Genomic DNA, 17,805 nt, shown 5'->3' on the forward strand with positions numbered 1-17,805 from the left:
CCAAGGACGCTCGCATGAACAGACTTCTCCGCTTCGCCGCTCCTCACGCCGTGGAGGTGATCGACCTTCCCCGTGCCGAGCTCTCGCCGGGCGAGGTCCGGGTCCGAACGCTGTACTCGGGCATCTCCGCGGGCACCGAACTGACCGCGTACCGGGGCACGAATCCCTACCTGACCTCGCAGTGGGACCCGGAGATCCGACTCTTCCGCGGAGGGGCGGATAGCGGTCAACTGGCGTACCCCCTCGACGGCTGGGGCTACTCCGAAGTGGGCGAGGTCATCGAGATCGCGGAGCCCGAGGGCGGCCTGCCGGCCGACGCACCGCGCGTCGGCGACCGCGTGTGGGGCATCTGGGGCCACCGGGCCGAGGGAGTGCTCACCATCGAGGCACTGCGGGGCCACGTCCTCCCCGAAGGTCTCGACCCGGTGGCTGCGGCGTTCGTCCGCGTCGGCGCCATCGCGCTGAACGGCGTGCTCGCCGCGGACCTCGGCGTCGGCTCCACGGTCGTGATCTTCGGACAGGGCGTCATCGGCCTCCTGGCGACCCGCTTCGCCGCCCTGAACGGCGCGACCGTCTTCGCCGTCGACGGCATCCCCGCCCGGCGTGAGGCCGCCCTCCGCTGGGGTGCGACGCACGCGCTCGCCCCGGACGCGGACCTCGCGCTCACGCTCCGCGAGCTCACCGGCGGCGCAGGCGCCGACGCCGCGATCGAGCTCAGCGGCAACTACCACGCATTGCACTCGGCGGTCCGCGCCGTCGGAGCGGACGGCACGGTCGTCGCCTCCGGCTTCTACCAGGGCGAGGCGACGCCGCTGCACCTGGGTGAGGAGTTCCACCACAACCGGGTCCAGCTGCTGGCCTCGCAGATCGGGTCGGCGCCGAACCGCCTCCGCGCCCGCTGGGACGTGCCGCGCCTGCAGCGGACCGTGGTCGACGCACTCGCCGACGGTCGCGTGGATGCCGCATCCCTCGTCACCCACCGCTACCGTCTCGACGACGCCGCGGAGGCCTACCGCCTTCTCGACACCGACCCGCCGGCCGCCCTTCAGGTGGTGCTGGAGTTCTGATGAACGCGATCACCGTCCAGGAACAGCACCTGCCCGGCGACAGCCTCGAGAGCAAGTTCGAGACCGCGCTCGCGTGGGGATTCGACGGCATCGAGCTGCGCAGCCGTGGCGACTTCCACTTCGCCGGCCGCCTGCCCGAACTGAAGCGCGCCGCAGCCGCCGGCGTCGTCATGCCGACCACCTGCGTCGAGATGTCGCACTTCATCGGCGCCTTCGACCGCGATCTGCGCGAGGACGCGATCGCGCAGCTCACCTCCCAGCTCACCGTCATGGCCGAGATCGGCGGCGTCGGAGTGATGACCCCGGGGTCGTACGGGATGTTCTCCCGTCGACTCCCACCCTTCGAGCCGCCGCGCACGCCGGAGGAGGACCACGACATCCTCGTCGACGCGCTGGGCCGGCTCGGCGAGCATGCCAAGCGCGAGGGCGTCGAGCTGTTCCTGGAGCCGCTGAACCGCTACGAGGACTACCTCGTGAACACGCTGGCGGGAGCCGCAGCGCTGATCCAGGAGGTCGGCTCACCGGCCGTGCGGATCGTCGCCGACACCTACCACATGAACATCGAGGAGGCCGATCCGGCCGCCGCGCTGCTGGAGGTGGCGCCGTATATCGGTCACCTTCAGGCCAGTGACTCGAACCGGCTGGAGCCGGGCGCGGGCCACGTGGACTGGGCGCTCTTCGGCGCCACGGTCCAGGCGATCGGCTACGAGCGTTCGATCGCACTCGAGAGCCGCCTGTCGGGCGACGCCGCCACCGTGCTCCCGGCCGTACCGCCGATGCTGCGGCGGTACCTGTGAAGGCCGTCGCGCCGGCGGCCTCGCGCATCCTCTTCGGCAACTGGCGCGGTTCGTACACGGTGCCGGCCGGCGGCCTGTACCCGCACCAGTGGAGCTGGGACTCGGCCTTCATAGCCATCGGCCTCCGCCATCTCTCTCCGCGGCGAGCGCAGCAGGAGCTCGACACCATCCTGAGCGCGCAGTGGGACGACGGCCGCTTGCCGCAGATCGTCTTCCACTCGGGGCGCGACGACGGCTACTCCCCCGGGGTGAGCTTCTGGAACAGCAGCAGCATCCCGGGTTCACCGCCGGTCCAGACCTCCGGTCTGATCCAGCCGCCGAACCACGCCATGGCCGTCCTGATGGTGCACGAGTCGGATCCACACGAGTCGGGCCGACGACGCTTTCTCGAGCGCGCGTACCCGCGACTGGTGAGCTGGCACCGGTACCTGCGCGAGCGGCGCGGAACCGGTTCGGGCCTGGCTCGCATCGTGCACCCCTGGGAGAGCGGGATGGACAACTCGCCGTACTGGGACGCGTGCCTGCGCGGCATGACCCAGACCTACGGCGGCGAGATCCCCCGTCCCGATCTGCTGCACGCGGAGGCCGAGCACCGGCCGTCCAACGGCGAGTACGGCAAGTACCTCTACCTCGCGGCCCGCTATCGGGATCACGACTGCGACGACGCCGATCCCGATTTCCCGTTCCAGTTCGAGGATCCGGCCTTCAACGCGCTGTGGGCGCGGTCGGAGCTCTCGCTCGCGGCCATCGCCGAGCTCATCGGCGCCGATCCCGAGCCTCACCGGGCGGAGGCCCGCCGCATCGCGAGCAGCCTGGAGGAGCTGTGGTCCTCCGCGCTCGGCTGCTACGTGGCTCGGGATGCGAGCACTGGCGAGTTGCAGCCGTACCGGACCGTCTCGGGGCTGACCCCGCTGCTCCTCCCCGACCTGCCGCACACGGACGAGCTGCTGGACCTGCTGCGCGGGCCGCATTTCCGGCTCGGCGAGGTCGCGATGGTGCCGAGTCACGACCTGACCGCGCCTACCTTCGACTCGGCGCGCTACTGGCGCGGCCCGTCGTGGTTCAACACCGCCTGGCTGATCGCCGAGGCCCTGTACGAGCGCGGCTGCACGGCCGAGGCGGAACAGCTCTCGCGGAACATGGACGACGGCGCGCTGGACCACGACTTCCCCGAGTACCTGGACCCGTACTCGTCCGCACCGCGCGGCACGCGCCGGTTCAGCTGGACCGCCGCGCTCGCCCTCGACCTCTCCCAGAAGATCGGAGCCTCCCGGTGACCACCATCCGCGCTACCGTATGGAACGAGAACGTCCATGAGACGACGGAGCCGCACATCATGCCGTTCTACCCGCGCGGCATCCACGGCGAAGTCGCGTCGGCGCTGAGCGAACAGCTCGGAGCGGAGGTCGAGGTGCGCACCGCGACGCTCGCGGAGCCCGAGCACGGGCTCACCGAGGAGGCGTTGTCTTCCACCGACGTCCTCTTCTGGTGGGGACATCTCGCGCACGACGAGGTCGACGACGCCGTCGTGGATCGCGTCCAGCGCCACGTCCTCGGCGGGATGGGCCTGGTCGTCCTCCACTCCGGCCACTTCTCCAAGATCTTCACCCGGCTGATGGGCACTACCTGCTCGCTGTCGTGGCGCGATGACGGCGACCGCGAGGCCGTGTGGACGACTGCGCCCGGGCATCCCATCACGGCCGGCGTGCCCTCGCCGCTCGTCATCGACGCGCACGAGACGTACGGCGAGCACTTCGACGTGCCCGAGCCGGAGGAGACGGTGTTCGTCAGCGCGTTCAGCGGCGGCGAGGCCTTCCGCTCCGGCCTGGTGTACCGCCGTGGCCGCGGCCGCATCTTCTACTTCAGCCCCGGCGATCAGAAGTACCCGGTCTACCGGCACCCGGCGGTCCGGCGCGTGCTCGGAAACGCCGCACGCTGGGCCTCCGGCGACGGCGAGCACCGTACACCGGCGGTCTCGCATCCCCGGCGCGGTGAGCTGATCGAGGCGCAGGCGGGGACGACGACCGCGTCATGACGCCGCGCATCGTCGTCGCACCGGACTCGTTCAAGGGGTCGGCGGAGGCTTCTGCCGTGGCTGAGGCGATCGCCGACGGATGGCACTCGGTCCGGCCCGAAGACGAACTCGTCCGCCTCCCCATGGCCGACGGCGGCGAGGGGACCGTGGACGCGTTCCTCGCCGCCGTCCCCGGGGCAGAGGATCGCGCGACCACGGTGGACGGGCCGGACGGACGCCCCGTCTCCGCGCGGTGGGCCCTGCTGCCCGGCGGCGACGAATCCGGACCGACGGCCGTGGTCGAGATCGCGCAGACCAGCGGCCTCGGACTGCTCCACCCCTCCAGCCGCTGGGGGCGCACACGCGCGGCCTGGGTCAGCTCATCGCCGCCGCGCTCGAGGCGGGCGCTGTCCGCATCCTGGTCGGACTCGGCGGAAGCGCCACCAGCGACGGCGGAGCGGGAGCCCTCCAAGCGCTCGGCGCATCCCTCCTGGGCTCCGACGGACGCCCGGTGCCACCGGGCAATGCGGGACTGGCCGACCTCGCGCGCGTCGAACTGAACGCCCTACCGTCTCTTCCCATTCACGGCGTGACGCTGCTGACGGACGTCCGCAGCCCCCTGCTCGGCGACCGCGGCGCAGCTCGGATGTTCAGCCCACAGAAGGGCGCGATGCCCGCTGACGTCGAGAGGATCGAGGCCGGACTCGCCGCGTTCGTGCAGCGGGTGGCCGAACAACGGCCCGACGCCGTCGCCGTGAGCGAGCGCCCCGGAGCGGGTGCCGCGGGCGGAACAGGCTTCGGTCTCTCGCTGTGGGGTGCCGACATCCGCCCAGGTGCCGACGAGGTCGGCTCCCGAGTGGGCCTACCTCAGGCGATTCGCGAGGCGGATCTGGTGGTCACGGGCGAGGGCAGCTACGACGCGCAGACGCGCGAGGGCAAGGTCGCCGCTCATGTCGCGTCCCTCGCACGCGCCGAGGGAACACCCGTCGCGCTGGTGGCCGGAATGATCGCCCTCGAGCCGGACGGATTCGCCGACGATGTCGACCTAAGCGAACTCGCCGGCTCAGCCGACGCGTCCCGCGCCGACGCCGTCCGCTGGGCCCGCCGGGCAGGCGAACTGCTCGCCTCTCGCTGGGGATGAGGCCGCCTTCCGGTCACGGGACGCGGTACAGCCACTCCTCCGTGTCGAACTTCTCGGCGACCAGCTTCTCCGCCTCGGCGTACTCGGCGTCGGTGAGGTCGCCGTCGGTCGCGCCGTAGAGGTTCTTGAAGGTCAGCTTCATCTGCTCGATGATCTCGGCCCTGCTGAGGCCGGTCTGGCTCCGCAGCGGGTCGACGCGCTTGGCTGCGCTGGTGATGCCCTTGTCGCTGATCTTCTCGCGGCCGATGCGCAGCACCTCGGTCATCTTCTGGCCGTCCATGTCGTAGCTCATCGTGACGTGGTGGAGCACAGCGCCCGAGCCGAGCCGCTTCTGGGCGGCGCCGCCGATCTTGCCGGACGGGCTCGTGATGTCGTTGAGCGGCTGGTAGACCGCGTCGATGCCGAGCGACTTCAGCGCGATGATCGCCCACTCGTCCAGGAAGGCGTAGCTGTCGGCGAAGCTCATGCCCTGCACGAGGTCGGCCGGCGCGTAGATGGAGTAGGTGACGACCGACCCGGCCTCCATGAACATGGCACCGCCGCCGGAGATGCGGCGGACGACCTGGATGCCGTACTTCTCCGCGTTCTCGGGGTCGACCTCGTTCTTGACCGACTGGAAGCTGCCGATCACGACCGCCGGCTCGTCCCACTCCCAGATGCGGAGCGTCGGCCCGCGGCGGCCCTCCCCCACCTCGGTGGCGAGCACTTCGTCCAGCGCGAGATGCATCTGGGGCGACACGGCCTTGGCGTGCACGATCTGCCAGTCGTAGTCGCGCCAGCTGGTCGCCTTCGCGAGAGCCCGTCGAACTGTCACGGCGACGGCCTCCGGCGAGAAGCCGAGCAAGCTGGCGCCCTCGGGAAGCGCCTCCTTGACCGCGGCGGCGATCGTCTTGGCGTCGGCCTCGGCGGGGAGGCCGTTCACAGCCTCGTTGATCGCCTCCAGGGCGGTGTCCGGCTCGAGGAAGAAGTCTCCGGCGAGCTGGAAGTCTGCGATCCGGCCGTCGACCACCTCGAGGTCGACGACGACGAGCTTGCCACCCGGGACCTTGTACTCACCATGCATGCCTTCAGCCTACGACCGGGGCGGGGGTGCGCTTCCCGTCTTCTCCCACTCGTCGAGCTGGCGTTCCGGTTGCCGGATCATGCTGACCGCCAGTCCGATGAGCACGAGCACCAGCAACATCCCCAGGATGAGGAGGATGGCGAAGCCCACCTCCTCATGGTTCTGCACGGTCGCGGGGTTGTCGACGGGCGCCAGCCGTAGCAGCCCGAAGGCGAAGTCGAGTCCCATGGCGCACCTCCTCGGCGCCAGTGTGGGACGGTCGAGTCGGTTTGGCCAGACGGCCCTCGGGAGCCGCGCACTCAATAGGTGCGAGGCTGGGTCGAGGTGCTTCCCGGAGAGACCTCGTGCGAGATCGCCCGCGATGGCTCGGGAACGGTCGCCGACGCGATGTTCGCCAGCGACTCCGTTCCCTTGTCGAGGTAGCCGAAGCTCTCGCGGTGCTCGACGAAACGCGCGACCCGATCGACGACGTCGGCGATTTTCGCCCAGACCGAGGACTCGATCTTGTCGTTCCAGGCGGAGTGGAGGATAGGCGCGTGCCCGGTCACGGCCTTCAGCTTCTCGCGCTCGTCGCCGTCGCAGCCGAACAGGGTCGCGCCGAACGTCGGAGCGCGCGGGTCGGTGCGCGAGAAGCGACCCAGCCTCGCCTGCGGATCCTTCGCCGCTTCGCAGGCGTACACCACCCTCGAGTTCAACTCGGCCGCGCCGCCGATCGTCTTCTCGATGCCGGCGGAACCGAGGAGCACGACCGAGCTCACGCCCAGTTCGTTGCTCGCCAGCGCATTCGCCGTCAGGGTGGTGCCGTAGGAGTGCGCCACCACGTTCAACGCGATCCCGGCGATGTTGTTCGCCCGAGTCGCACGGAAGCCCGTGATGTCGCGCACCAGGTTGGGCGCTCCCTGCTCGGCGTACTCGCCGCGGGCCGCCTCGATGCTGGGCGGCGGCGGCGGCGGCCGGTAGCCCATCCAGGCGATGACCGCCCGGTGCTTCGGAGCGCCGGCCGCGCCCTGCTGCGCCCAGAGGTTCTGCGCGGCGAGCGACCACAGCTGCATGTCGGTCGTGTACGTGCCCATGCCGGGCACCTGCCACGTGACGTCGGTCGCCTTGTCCAGCTCCCCGACGCTGATCGCGGCGAGCGGAGGCTGGTCGCCCGTGAGCGTGACCAGCTGGCGGCGCGGCTTGGCTGGCTTCAGAGACTTGGCGATGGCTTGGAAGGCGGCGAGCGACGTCTTGGCCGCTTCGTCGTTCGGCGCCTTCTTCACGCGCTCCTCGGCGACGGTGGTGCGAAGAGCGAGGGCCGTGCGGTTGAGCGTGTCGCGGATCGAGTACGGCAGGCCGTCGAGGTTGCCGGCGGAGGGCGGCAGCGACGCGAGGATCCTCGGCTTGTCCGCGGCCGGCGCGACCGCCCACGCCTCGGCGATCTCCTTCGGGGAGACCTTCTGCACCCGGTCCAGATCGGCTTCGACCTTGGCGTCGATCGCCCCCAGGCCCTCCTGCGAGAGCGGCGCGACAGCGGCCGTGATGACCGGCGCGGCATGCGGAGGCGTGAAGACGGCGATGCCGATGACCGCCCCGACCGCCAGCCCCAAGCCGAAGGTCCGCCGGACGATCCGTGCGCCTCTGCCCTTCTTCACGCGCGCGGCCTCCCGTCAGGGCGGCGACGCCGGCCCATCCGGATTCGCCCGTCCACTGATTACGACGAGGTCTCAGCGGGATCGTGACGCGACCCGCCGGGGCGTCAGGCGCGGCTCGGGAAGCGCTCCAGCAGCCACTCCGTGAGGTCGGCGAAGACCTCGGCCTTGTTGGTCTCGTTGAAGACCTCGTGCCGCGCGCCTTCGTAGACGATGGTCGTCACGTCCGACAGCCCGGAGCGGCGGCGGAAGGCGCGCTCCAGCTTGCGGGCGCTCGCGGTGCCGCCCAGCGGGTCGTCCGATCCCACTTGGATGAGCACCGGCAGATCGTGGGCGAGGTGCCGCGCGGGGCGGCCGAGGAGCCTCGCGGCGTCCAGCGTCCCGAACAGCTTCTGCAGCGGAGTCAGCGTCGTCAGCGGGTCCTCGACGAACGCCCGCGCCACCTCGGGGTCACGGCTCAGCCATTCCGCTCCGGTGGTGCCCAGGTGCGCGTGCCGCTTGTTGAGATCGCCGCTGTTCATCGACCCGGGCATCCGGTACGCCGTGCCCGACAGCACCATCGCGTCGTACTCGTCGCTGTAGCGGTTGAGCAGCAGCTGCCCGATGAGCGACCCCCAGCTGTGACCGACGTAGGCGAGCGGCAGGTCCGGGTTCTCGGAGCGGATGAGGTCGCTGAACGCGTGGACGTCGCGGATGGCCGCCCGCAGGCCCCGGGGCCGAGACGGCCGAGCCGACTCGCGTCGCCGTGCCACTGGTCCATGCCCGTGCGGCCGTGGCCCAGGTGGTCGTCGGCGTAGACGAGGAATCCGGCTGCGGCCAGGTGCTCGGCGAGCGCGCGGTAGCGGGCGGCATGCTCCCCGACCCCGTGCGCGAGCTGCACGACCGCCGCCGGTCGTGAGCCCTCGGGATCCGGGGCGTACACATCGAAGTGGATGCGGACGCCGTCCACGTCCTGGAAGGTCCTGTCCTGCTGGGTCTGCACGGGGTCATTCTGGCGTACGCCGTCGGCGAAGGGGGTTTGTTTAGCCTTGCTAATTTGTTAGGCTAACTATGTAATGAATGGACGGATCTCGACTCACGACCTGAGCAGCGTCCTCCGGATCGCGGTGGCGCGGCTTTCGCGGCGCCTCCGCGCCGAGAAGGAGGACCACGAGCTCAGCGACGCGCAGACTGCCATCCTGGGCTACCTCGTGCGCGAGGGCTCCGGCACCATCGGCCGTCTGAGCGAGTTCGAGCGGGTCAAGCCGCCGTCGATGAACCGCACGGTCAACCGCCTCGAGGAGGCCGGCTACGTCGAGCGCACCGCCGACGCGGCGGACGGCCGCAAGGTCGTCGTCATCCCGACCCACCGGGGCGTCGAGCTCGTGGCCGAGACCCGCCGGCGCCGCGACGCCTGGCTGCACCAGCGCCTGCGCACTCTGACTGCGGAGCAGCGCGCGACGCTGGCCGAGGCCGCCGAGATCATGCGGGAGCTCGCCGACTCGTGAGTTCCATGTTCCGCTCCCTCGCCGGGGTCAACTACCGCATCTGGGCGGCCGGCGCGATCGTCTCCAACGTCGGAACGTGGATGCAGCGCACCGCGCAGGACTGGATCGTCCTGACCCAGCTGACTCACAACAACGCGTCCGCCGTCGGGTTCGTCATGGCGCTGCAGTTCGGCCCGCAACTCCTGCTCCTGCCGGTCACCGGATGGGCGGCCGACCACCTCGACCGCCGCAAGCTGCTCATGGCCACACAGGGCGCCATGGGCCTCCTCGGGCTCGGCCTCGGCATCCTCACCGTCACGGGCGCCGTCGAGCTCTGGCACGTCTACCTCTTCGCGCTGCTGCTGGGCGTGGTCGCCGCCTTCGACGCGCCCGCGCGCCAGACCTTCGTCTCGGAGCTCGTCGCCGGACCGAATCTGTCCAACGCCGTCGCGCTGAACTCCGCCTCCTTCAACGCAGCCCGGCTCATCGGCCCGGCGGTCGCGGGCCTGCTCACGGCGGTCGTCGGCGCCGGCTGGGTCTTCCTGATCAACGCCGCCACCTTCGGCGCGGTCCTGCTGTCGCTCGCGCTGCTGCGTCGAGAGCAGCTGTACCGCGCCGAGCGCGCAAAGCGGTCACGCAGCGGACTCGTCGACGGCTTCCGGTACGTGCGACGCCGCCCGGACATCATCGTGATCCTGATCATGGTGTTCCTCATCGGCACCTTCGGACTCAACTTCCCGATCTTCATCTCGACCATGTCGGTCAGCGTGTTCCATCAGGGCGCGAGCGAGTTCGGCATCCTGTCGTCGATCATGGCCGTCGGGTCCGTGGTCGGCGCGCTCCTCTCGGCACGCCGCGACCGACCGCGCGTCTCGCTGCTGTTCGCCGGCGCCGCCTTCTTCGGCCTCGGCTGCGCGGTGGCCGCCGTCATGCCGACCTACTGGCTATTCGCGATCGCGCTGATCGCGATCGGCGTCTCGTCGCAGACGCTGATGACGACCGCCAACGGCACCGTGCAGATGACCACCGATCCCGTCCTCCGCGGACGCGTCATGGCCATCTACATGGCGATCTTCATGGGCGGGACGCCGATCGGCGCGCCCATCGTCGGCTGGGTCGCGGACACGTTCGGCCCGCGCTGGGCGCTGGGCGTCGGTGCAGCGAGCGGATTCGCCGCGGCCCTGGTCGGCGTGTTCTACCTGGTGAAGTACCGCGGGCTGCGTCTCCGGTTCGAGGGGATGCGCCCCAGCTTCGTGCTCGCTCCGCGCGAGGTCGTGCGGGAGGAGCTGGAGGAGACCGAGGTGACGGCCACCCGCACGTCCTGACGGTGCGATACGGTGCGGGGATGTTCCCCGTCACCGAGCCCTTCGCGCAGGGTCACGTCGAGAATCCCGACGGCGACAGCATCTACTGGGAGACCAGCGGCGATCCGCAGGGCGTGCCTGTCCTCTGGCTTCACGGAGGCCCCGGCTCCGGACTCGGCACCGGCAACTATCGCAAGCGCTACGACCCGGAGGCCTTCCTCTTGGTCGGAATCGAACAGCGCGGCTGCGGTCGGAGCACTCCGCTCGTCGTGGACGCGCTCGACCGCCTCCCTGCGAACACCACCGACGGACTGATCGCCGATATCGAGCTGGTCCGCGAACACCTCGGGATCGACCGCTGGGTGGTCACGGGCGGCTCGTGGGGGTCGACTCTGGCGCTCGCCTACGCGCTCGCGCATCCCGACCGCGTCCGGGGCATCGTGCTCGGCGCGGTCACCACGACCGGCGGGGACGAGGTGGACTGGATCACCGAGACCATGGGCCGCATCTTCCCGGAGGCGTGGGAGCGGCTGGAGCAGGCATCCCACCGCCGCCCCGGCGAGCGCGTGGTCGAGGCCTACGCACGCGTGCTCGCGACCGGCACCCCCGCCGAGCGCGCGGCGGCCGCCGACGCGTGGGATGCGTGGGAGTCGACCCACGTGTCCCTCGATCCGAACTTCGCCCCCGGCCCGCTCCACGAGGACCCGGTGCAGCGCCAGGTGTTCGCGACCCTGGTCACCCACTACTGGGCGAACGATGCCTTCCTGCCCGGCGACCGCGCCATCCTGAACCGCGTGGACGAGCTGGCGGAGATCCCCGCGGTTCTCATCCACGGCCGCCACGCCGTGAGCGGCCCGGTCATCACGCCGTGGCTGCTGCACCGCCGCTGGCCGGCCAGCCGGCTCATCGTCGTCGAAGGCGAGGGACACGGCGGCCCGGAGTCGTCGGAGCGGATGGCCGAGGCGATCAGCTCGTTCGCGGCGCAGGGAGAATAAGACAGTGACCCTCGACCTGACCGCGCTGGCCCAGCGCGCCCTCGCGCTCGTCCCGGACGGCGGGCGCGCCGTCATCGGCGTCGCCGGGAGCCCCGGCTCCGGCAAGACGACCCTCGCCCGCGCCGTCGCCGACCGTGCGAACGACCTGGCTGCCCCGGGCACCGCCGTGCACCTGCCGATGGACGGCTTTCACCTCGCCAACGCGACGCTGGACGCCCTCGGTCGCCACGACCGCAAGGGCGCGATCGACACCTTCGACGGCTGGGGCTTCGCCGCCCTGCTCGCGCGGGTGCTCGCCGAGCGGACCAACGTCGTCTACGCTCCCGCTTTCGAGCGGACCGTGGACGAGCCGGTCGCGGGTTCCATCGCGATCGCGCCGGAGACCCGGCTCGTGGTCGCGGAGGGCAACTACCTCCTGGTGGACGACGACCCCTGGTCGCGCATCCCCTCGCTCCTGGCCGAGAGCTGGTTCGTCGCGACCCCGGAGGACGAGCGGATGCGCCGCCTCGTCGACCGTCATACGCGCCACGGCCGCAGCGTCGAAGCGGCGACCGCGTGGGCCCGCGACGTCGACGGCGCGAACGCCGTGCTGATCGAGGCGTCCCGCCCGCGCGCGACCCTGGTGGTGGACGGCACCGCCGGACTCTCAGCCTGAGTTCCGTAGGGTGGAGGCATGACCTCCCCCGCCCGCGTGACCGTGTACGGCGCCGACTGGTGCCGCGACTGCATCCGCTCCAAGTCCCTCCTCGACCGCCTCGGCACCGACTACGAGTACATCGACCTCGTCGCCCGCCCGGAGGAGGCGGACCGCGCCCGCGAGATCAGCGGCCGCACGAACATCCCGGTCATCGTCCTGCCGGACGGCCGCCACCTGGTCGAGCCGACCGACCCCGAGCTGGAGGCAGCGCTCCGCGGCTGAGCGTCTTCTCAGTGACGCGTCATCCAGTTGGACATCCGCCCACCGCAGGAGTTGGCTGGCGGATATGGAGTACACACACCTCGGCCGGTCCGGCCTGAAGGTCTCCCGTCTCGTCCTCGGCACCATGAACTTCGGGCCGCAGACGAGCGAGGAGGATTCGCACCGGATCATGGACTCCGCGCACGACGCGGGAATCAACTTCTTCGACACCGCCAACTCGTACGGGCAGCACCTCGGCAAGGGTGCGACCGAGACCATCATCGGCAACTGGTTCAGCCAGGGCGGCGGGCGGCGCGAGCGCACCGTCCTCGCCACCAAGCTGTACGGCGACATGGGCGACTGGCCCAACGAGGGCCGGCTGTCGGCGCTCAACATCCGCCGTGCCCTGGATGCGAGCCTGCAGCGGCTGCAGACCGACTACATCGACCTCTACCAGTTCCACCACGTCGACCGGGACACTCCCTGGGACGAGATCTGGCAGGGCATCGAGACCGCCATCGCGCAGGGCAAGATCCTGTACGCCGGGTCCAGCAACTTCGCCGGGTGGCACATCGCCACCGCCCAGGCGGAGGCCCGGAAGCGCAACCTGCTCGGACTGGTGAGCGAGCAGTCCATCTACAACCTCCTCACCCGCCAGGTGGAGCTGGAAGTGCTGCCCGCCGCGCAGGCGAACGGCGTCGGCGTGATCGCCTGGTCGCCGCTGCAGGGAGGCCTGCTCGGCGGCGTCGCCCGCAAGCAGAACGAGGGCAAGCGGCGCCTGGAGGGCATCGCCGGCAAGACCTTCGAGAAGCACCGCGAGGCGATCGAGGCCTACGAGGCGTTCGCGGACGAGCTCGGCCACGAGCCGGGCGACCTCGCTCTCGCCTGGCTGCTCACACGCCCCGGCGTGACGGGCCCGATCATCGGCCCGCGCACGCAGGAACAGCTCGACGGCGCCCTGCGCGCGCTCGACATCCACCTCGACGACGCGGCGCTCGCGCGGCTCGACGAGATCTTCCCGGGGCACCGCACGGCGCCCGAGGACTACGCCTGGTGACCCGGGTCGCGACCGGAACGAAAGGACAGCAGTGAAGACACGCACCATCGGAGACGTCCAGGTCTCGGCCATCGGCCTCGGCGGGATGCCCATGTCGATCGAGGGACGCCCGGACCGCGAGCGCTCGATCAAGACCATCCACGCCGCGCTCGACGAGGGGATCACCTTCATCGACACGGCGGACGCCTACCACCTGCACGCCGACGAGGTCGGCCACAACGAAGAGCTCATCGCGGAGGCACTGCGCACCTGGAGCGGGGACGCCTCGTCGGTGCTCGTCGCCACCAAGGGCGGCCACCTCCGCCCGGGCGACGGCTCGTGGACCGTCAACGGCAGCCCCGAGTACATCAAGAGCGCTGCGAAGGAGTCGCTGCGCCGGCTCGGCGGCGACGCGATCGGGCTGTACCAGTTCCACCGCCCGGACCCGGACGTCCCGTACGCCGACTCGGTGGGCGCCGTCCGCGACCTCCTCGACGAGGGGGTCATCCGCATGGCAGGCATCTCGAACGCGAACCCGCAGCAGATCCGCGAGGCGAACGACATCCTCGGCGGCCGGCTGGTGTCCGTGCAGAACCAGTTCTCGCCGGCGTTCCGCTCCAGCGAGCCGGAGCTGCGCCTCGCCGACGAGCTCGGCATCGCGTTCCTCCCGTGGAGCCCGCTCGGCGGTATCACGTCGGCCGCCGACCTCGGCAGCCGGTTCGAGCCGTTCAACCAGGTGGCCGAGGCACGCGGCATCAGCCCGCAGGTCGTCGCGCTCGCCTGGCACCTGGCGCAGAGCCCGCACGTCATCCCGATTCCCGGCTCGTCGCGCCCGGAGACCATTCGCGACTCGGTGACCGCGGTGGATGTCGAGCTCACGCCCGAGGAGCTGGCTCAGCTGAACGCAGCCTGACCCGCAGCCCGGTGCGTCAGGCCGCCGACGCCTCGGCGGCCTCCGCACCGGGCACCTGGTCGAACCGGAAGGTGCGCCGGAACCGGTCCACCAGCTCGGCACGACCGGCCAGCACGTCCAGCCGCGGAGAGCCCTCGCCGAGCAGGGCCGCCAGCTGGCCGGGCTGCAGCTGGAACTCCAGCACGTCGTCCGGCGACGGCACGGCGAGGCGGCGCTGCGGATGCGGCAGCGCCTCCGGACCGACGTCGAGCACATCGAGCGAGCCGCCGTCCACGATCGCACTGAGGGACGCCTCCCCACGTGCAGCAGGTACTCGGTCGCCGGCAGCCGCTCCGCATCCGAGCCGCGGAAGGCCGCGCGCAGCGTCACGGCCAGCGCGTCGGCTGTGAACACGTCGCCCGCAGCGGGCTCGTCGGCGGGCAGCGCCCATCCCCACCGCTCCAACGCCAGCACGACCGGCTCCAGCTCGCGGCCCAGTGGCGTCAGCTCGTAGCCGCCGCGCACCGCCGGCACGCGACGCACGACGCCCGCCTCCTGCAGCTCCTTCAACCGGTCGCTGAGGATGTTGGTCGGGATGCGCGGCAGCCCGGCCTTGAGGTCGCTGTAACGGCGCGCACCGGCGAGCAGGTCGCGGACGATGAGCAGAGCCCACCGCTCCCCGACCCGCTCGAGAGCGCGCGCCGTCCCGCCGGACTGGCCGAAGCCGCGCGGGGACCGTGCAGCCATCCGGTCAGGCCTGCGCCGCCGCGCCGGCTCCCTGCTCGGCCAGGTAAGCCTCCGGGCCCTTCTCGACGGCCGCCGGGACCATGTAGAGGAAGGACAGCAGGTTGCCGTCCGGGTCCTCGAGGTCGCGCGAGTACATGAAGCCGTAGTCCTGCGCCGGGCGCGGCTCGCTGCCGCCCGCCTCCAAGCCCTTTGCGACGATGGCGTCGACCTCCTCGCGCGAGTCCTGGCTCAGTGCGATGGATGCGCCCGCCTCGGTGTGCGGGTCGATGATCTTCTTGTCGGTGAAGGTGGCGTAGAACTCGCGCGTCTGCACCATGAAGTAGATGGTGTCGCTGAGGACCACGCACGCCGCGTTCTCGTCGGTGAACATGGGGTTGATGGTGTACCCGAGGGCTTCGTAGAAGGCCTTCGCGCGGTCGAGGTCGTCCGTCGTGAAGTTGACGAAGATGTTGAGTGACATGGTGAGCTCCAAAGGGTGTCGAGCGATCCGAACACGCTTAGCTTGCTCTTTGCAAGTTCACTTGTCAATAGCAAGTAAAGGACGCGAGCGGATCTTCTCGATCGCCTCGCGCATCTCGCGTGCCAGATGGACGCGGCCCTCCTTCTCCGCCCGCTCAAGCGTCTCGGCCTGAGCGGCGTCCGCGCCCGAGAACCACGACGCGATCGTCACGCCGTGACCCGGTCGCGACACCACCCGGATCTCGTCGCCGGCGCCGACGCTGCCCGACTTCACCACGGAGAGATAGGCTCCCGGACGACCCTCGTCGGCGAACCGCTTGACCCAATGCGGCTCGCGCATCCTGCGCTGGAACGTCGAGCACGGGGTTCGCGGGCAAGTGACCTCGAGGACCAGCTCGTCACCGATGGCCCACCGCTCGCCGATCTCGGCGCCGTTCACGTCGATTCCGGAGGTGCGCAGGTTCTCACCGAACAACCCGGCCGGGATGTCCCTCCCCAGCTCCTCCGCCCAGAACGCGGCGTCCTCCTCCGCGTAGGCGTACACCGCCTTCGAGGCGCCGCCGTGGTGCTTCCGGTTCGCCTGCACATCGCCGTGGAGGCCGAGCGGACGCACGCGCAGCCGCTTCTCCACCGGCCGCTTGTCGATCGCAGTGACGCCGACCACCCCCGAGTCGTGGAGCAGCTGCTCCACGACGCACACCGCGCGAACCTCGGCCATCGACTCCGATCCCATCGGGCCAGTATCGCAGGCGCGCGTCAGCGGACGCCCCGCATCATCCGCAGCACCCACCGACTGATCAGCGCCAGGAGGACGCCGATCACGACCGCGACGCCGCCGATGAGCGAGAAGTACAGCGCCTCCGTGTCGGGGTTGTAGAGCTTCGCGAGCTGGCCCGCCATCGCCGTGCCGAGCGCCACCGACAGGAAGTACAGCGCCACCATCTGCGCCTGGAATTTGCGCGGCGCGAGCTTGGTCGTCACCGACAGCCCGGGAGGCGAGATCAACAGTTCCGCGATCGTGAAGACGAAGAGGATGCCGACCATCGCGAGCAGCGGAGTGCTGTTCTCGCCGCCGCCCGACCAGAACAGGAAGAGGAAGAACGCCAGCCCCATCAGCACCGTCCCTGCCGCGAACTTGATCGGCGCTGAGGGCTGCTTCGCCCCCCACTTCGTCCAGATCGCCGCGAAGACGCCCGAGAACACGATGATGAAGATCGGGTTGATGGACTGGACCCACGACACCGGGAACTCCCACCCGAACAGGTTCCGGTCGAGCCGCTTGTCCGAGTAGATCGTCACCACCGTGAACTGCTGCTGGTAGAGCGACCAGAAGGCGGCGTTGGTGATGAACAGCGGGATGAACGCCACCAGACGGCTGCGCTCGTCGCTGTTCACCAACTTCGAGCTCATCATCACGGCGAAGTACGCGATGGCGGCGACGATGGTCACACCGATCACCCACAGCGCGAGGTTGGACGCGTTCACCACGCCCGTGAAGACCAGCACCAGGATGACGACGAGAGCGGCCGCGCCGATCCCGATCATCAACGGGTAGCGCGAGCGGGGAAGCGGGTTCGGGATGACGCGGGACGCATCCGGAAGCCGCCTGCGTCCGATCGAGTACTGGATGAGGCCGATCGCCATCCCGACCGCGGCCAGCCCGAAGCCCCAGTGGAAGCCGAGCGTGGTCTGCAGCAGTCCGGTCAGCAGCGGTCCGAAGAACGCGCCGAGGTTGATGCCGAGGTAGAACAGCGAGAAGCCGGCGTCGCGGCGCGGGTCCTTCTCCTCGTACAGCGTCCCGACGATGCGGGTGGCGTTCGCCTTGAGGCCGCCGCTGCCGAGCGCGACGAGGAGCAGACCGACGAGCACGCCGCCGACGCCCGGGATGAGCGCCAGCGAGATGTGGCCCGCCATGATGACGACCGCACTCCAGAACAGGACGCGCTCAGAGCCGAACAGCCGGTCGGCCAGCCACGCGCCGAGGATCGTCGACAGGTAGACGGCGCCGCCGTACGCGCCGACGATGCCGGCGGCGGTCGCCTGGTCGATGCCGAGGCCGCCCTGCTCGGCGGAGTAATACAGGTAGATGAGCAGGATGCCCTGCATCCCGTAGAAGGAGAACCGCTCCCACATCTCCACGCCGAAGATGTTCGCCAGCGCGCGCGGCTGCCCGAAGAAACCGTGGCTCGCGTCGTCTTCGCGCCTCGCCGGCGCGGTATCCGTGTCGCTCATGGCGCCCATGGTGCCACCCTCACGTCGCGCGCGATATGCCCGGCTCGGCCCGGCGGCCCAGCG

18 protein-coding genes and 3 pseudogenes are annotated in these 17,805 nt (G+C 70.4%); 12 read left to right on the plus strand and 9 right to left on the minus strand.

Features of this window, described 5'->3' with window-relative positions:
• The first annotated feature begins 14 nt into the window (after nt 1–14).
• The 5 genes and pseudogenes from ACRAWB_RS12240 (at nt 15) to ACRAWB_RS12260 (ending at nt 5,019) form a co-directional block, all read left to right on the plus strand.
• Nucleotides 15–1,067 carry a zinc-dependent alcohol dehydrogenase gene (locus ACRAWB_RS12240; protein ID WP_431353580.1) on the plus strand — a complete coding sequence of 351 codons (1,053 nt, stop codon included), beginning with the start codon at nt 15–17 and terminating at the stop codon, nt 1,065–1,067.
• Nucleotides 1,067–1,864, plus strand: a complete 798-nt coding sequence (locus ACRAWB_RS12245) for a sugar phosphate isomerase/epimerase family protein (protein ID WP_431353581.1) — start codon at nt 1,067–1,069, stop codon at nt 1,862–1,864. The genes ACRAWB_RS12240 and ACRAWB_RS12245 overlap by 1 nt, the downstream gene beginning before the upstream one ends.
• Complete coding sequence (locus ACRAWB_RS12250) at nt 1,861–3,141, plus strand: MGH1-like glycoside hydrolase domain-containing protein (protein ID WP_431353582.1); 1,281 nt, start codon at nt 1,861–1,863, stop codon at nt 3,139–3,141. The genes ACRAWB_RS12245 and ACRAWB_RS12250 overlap by 4 nt, the downstream gene beginning before the upstream one ends.
• Entirely contained in the window at nt 3,138–3,899 is a 762-nt protein-coding gene (locus ACRAWB_RS12255) for a ThuA domain-containing protein (RefSeq protein WP_431353583.1), read from the plus strand. Before ACRAWB_RS12250 ends, ACRAWB_RS12255 begins: the two co-directional genes overlap by 4 nt.
• Nucleotides 3,896–5,019, plus strand: a pseudogene (locus tag ACRAWB_RS12260) (glycerate kinase). Before ACRAWB_RS12255 ends, ACRAWB_RS12260 begins: the two are co-directional and overlap by 4 nt.
• Nucleotides 5,020–5,032: 13 nt before the next feature.
• On the opposite strand, the gene ACRAWB_RS12265 reads toward ACRAWB_RS12260, so the two are convergent.
• From ACRAWB_RS12265 to ACRAWB_RS12280, 4 genes and pseudogenes are all read right to left on the minus strand, one after another.
• Complete coding sequence (locus tag ACRAWB_RS12265; protein WP_431353584.1) at nt 5,033–6,082, minus strand: lipoate--protein ligase family protein; 1,050 nt, start codon at nt 6,080–6,082, stop codon at nt 5,033–5,035.
• A gap of 9 nt (nt 6,083–6,091) precedes the next feature.
• Entirely contained in the window at nt 6,092–6,310 is a 219-nt protein-coding gene (locus ACRAWB_RS12270) for a hypothetical protein (RefSeq protein ID WP_431353585.1), read from the minus strand.
• 71 nt (nt 6,311–6,381) lie between these two features.
• Entirely contained in the window at nt 6,382–7,716 is a 1,335-nt protein-coding gene (locus tag ACRAWB_RS12275) for an alpha/beta hydrolase (RefSeq protein ID WP_431353586.1), read from the minus strand.
• A 104-nt stretch (nt 7,717–7,820) separates the two neighbouring features.
• Nucleotides 7,821–8,695, minus strand: a pseudogene (locus ACRAWB_RS12280) (alpha/beta fold hydrolase).
• A 73-nt stretch (nt 8,696–8,768) separates the two neighbouring features.
• Between ACRAWB_RS12280 and ACRAWB_RS12285 the strand changes: the two are divergent.
• From ACRAWB_RS12285 to ACRAWB_RS12315, 7 genes are all read left to right on the plus strand, one after another.
• Nucleotides 8,769–9,200, plus strand: coding sequence for a MarR family winged helix-turn-helix transcriptional regulator (locus ACRAWB_RS12285; RefSeq protein WP_431353587.1), 432 nt, complete (start codon nt 8,769–8,771; stop codon nt 9,198–9,200).
• 5 nt (nt 9,201–9,205) lie between these two features.
• Nucleotides 9,206–10,504, plus strand: a complete 1,299-nt coding sequence (locus tag ACRAWB_RS12290; protein ID WP_431353588.1) for an MFS transporter — start codon at nt 9,206–9,208, stop codon at nt 10,502–10,504.
• Nucleotides 10,505–10,524: 20 nt separating this feature from the next.
• On the plus strand, nt 10,525–11,478 hold the full coding sequence (pip, locus tag ACRAWB_RS12295; protein WP_431353589.1) for a prolyl aminopeptidase: 954 nt from the start codon (nt 10,525–10,527) through the stop codon (nt 11,476–11,478).
• 4 nt (nt 11,479–11,482) lie between these two features.
• On the plus strand, nt 11,483–12,133 hold the full coding sequence (locus tag ACRAWB_RS12300) for a nucleoside/nucleotide kinase family protein (protein WP_431353590.1): 651 nt from the start codon (nt 11,483–11,485) through the stop codon (nt 12,131–12,133).
• A gap of 18 nt (nt 12,134–12,151) precedes the next feature.
• The gene (locus tag ACRAWB_RS12305) at nt 12,152–12,397 is read left to right on the plus strand and encodes a glutaredoxin family protein (RefSeq protein WP_064110614.1); all 246 of its coding nucleotides are present in this window, start codon (nt 12,152–12,154) and stop codon (nt 12,395–12,397) included.
• 64 nt (nt 12,398–12,461) lie between these two features.
• On the plus strand, nt 12,462–13,433 hold the full coding sequence (locus ACRAWB_RS12310) for an aldo/keto reductase (protein ID WP_431353591.1): 972 nt from the start codon (nt 12,462–12,464) through the stop codon (nt 13,431–13,433).
• 31 nt (nt 13,434–13,464) lie between these two features.
• A complete protein-coding gene (locus tag ACRAWB_RS12315) occupies nt 13,465–14,325 on the plus strand; it encodes an aldo/keto reductase (protein ID WP_431353592.1) in 861 nt (286 codons plus the stop codon).
• A gap of 16 nt (nt 14,326–14,341) precedes the next feature.
• On the opposite strand, the gene ACRAWB_RS12320 is transcribed toward ACRAWB_RS12315, so the two are convergent.
• The 5 genes and pseudogenes from ACRAWB_RS12320 to ACRAWB_RS12340 form a co-directional block, all read right to left on the minus strand.
• Nucleotides 14,342–14,599 carry a hypothetical protein gene (locus tag ACRAWB_RS12320; RefSeq protein ID WP_431353593.1) on the minus strand — a complete coding sequence of 86 codons (258 nt, stop codon included), beginning with the start codon at nt 14,597–14,599 and terminating at the stop codon, nt 14,342–14,344.
• 215 nt (nt 14,600–14,814) lie between these two features.
• A pseudogene (locus tag ACRAWB_RS12325) lies at nt 14,815–15,051 on the minus strand (winged helix-turn-helix transcriptional regulator); the annotation flags it as partial.
• Nucleotides 15,052–15,055: 4 nt separating this feature from the next.
• Nucleotides 15,056–15,511, minus strand: coding sequence for a VOC family protein (locus tag ACRAWB_RS12330; protein WP_431353594.1), 456 nt, complete (start codon nt 15,509–15,511; stop codon nt 15,056–15,058).
• Nucleotides 15,512–15,568: 57 nt separating this feature from the next.
• The gene (locus tag ACRAWB_RS12335; RefSeq protein ID WP_431354512.1) at nt 15,569–16,228 is read right to left on the minus strand and encodes an MOSC domain-containing protein; all 660 of its coding nucleotides are present in this window, start codon (nt 16,226–16,228) and stop codon (nt 15,569–15,571) included.
• A 38-nt stretch (nt 16,229–16,266) separates the two neighbouring features.
• Complete coding sequence (locus ACRAWB_RS12340; protein ID WP_431353595.1) at nt 16,267–17,751, minus strand: peptide MFS transporter; 1,485 nt, start codon at nt 17,749–17,751, stop codon at nt 16,267–16,269.
• Between the last annotated feature and the right edge of the window lie 54 nt (nt 17,752–17,805).

The sequence above is a fragment of the Leifsonia poae genome (genome assembly GCF_050632865.1).
GTDB classification, from domain to species: Bacteria; Actinomycetota; Actinomycetes; order Actinomycetales; family Microbacteriaceae; genus Leifsonia; species Leifsonia poae_B.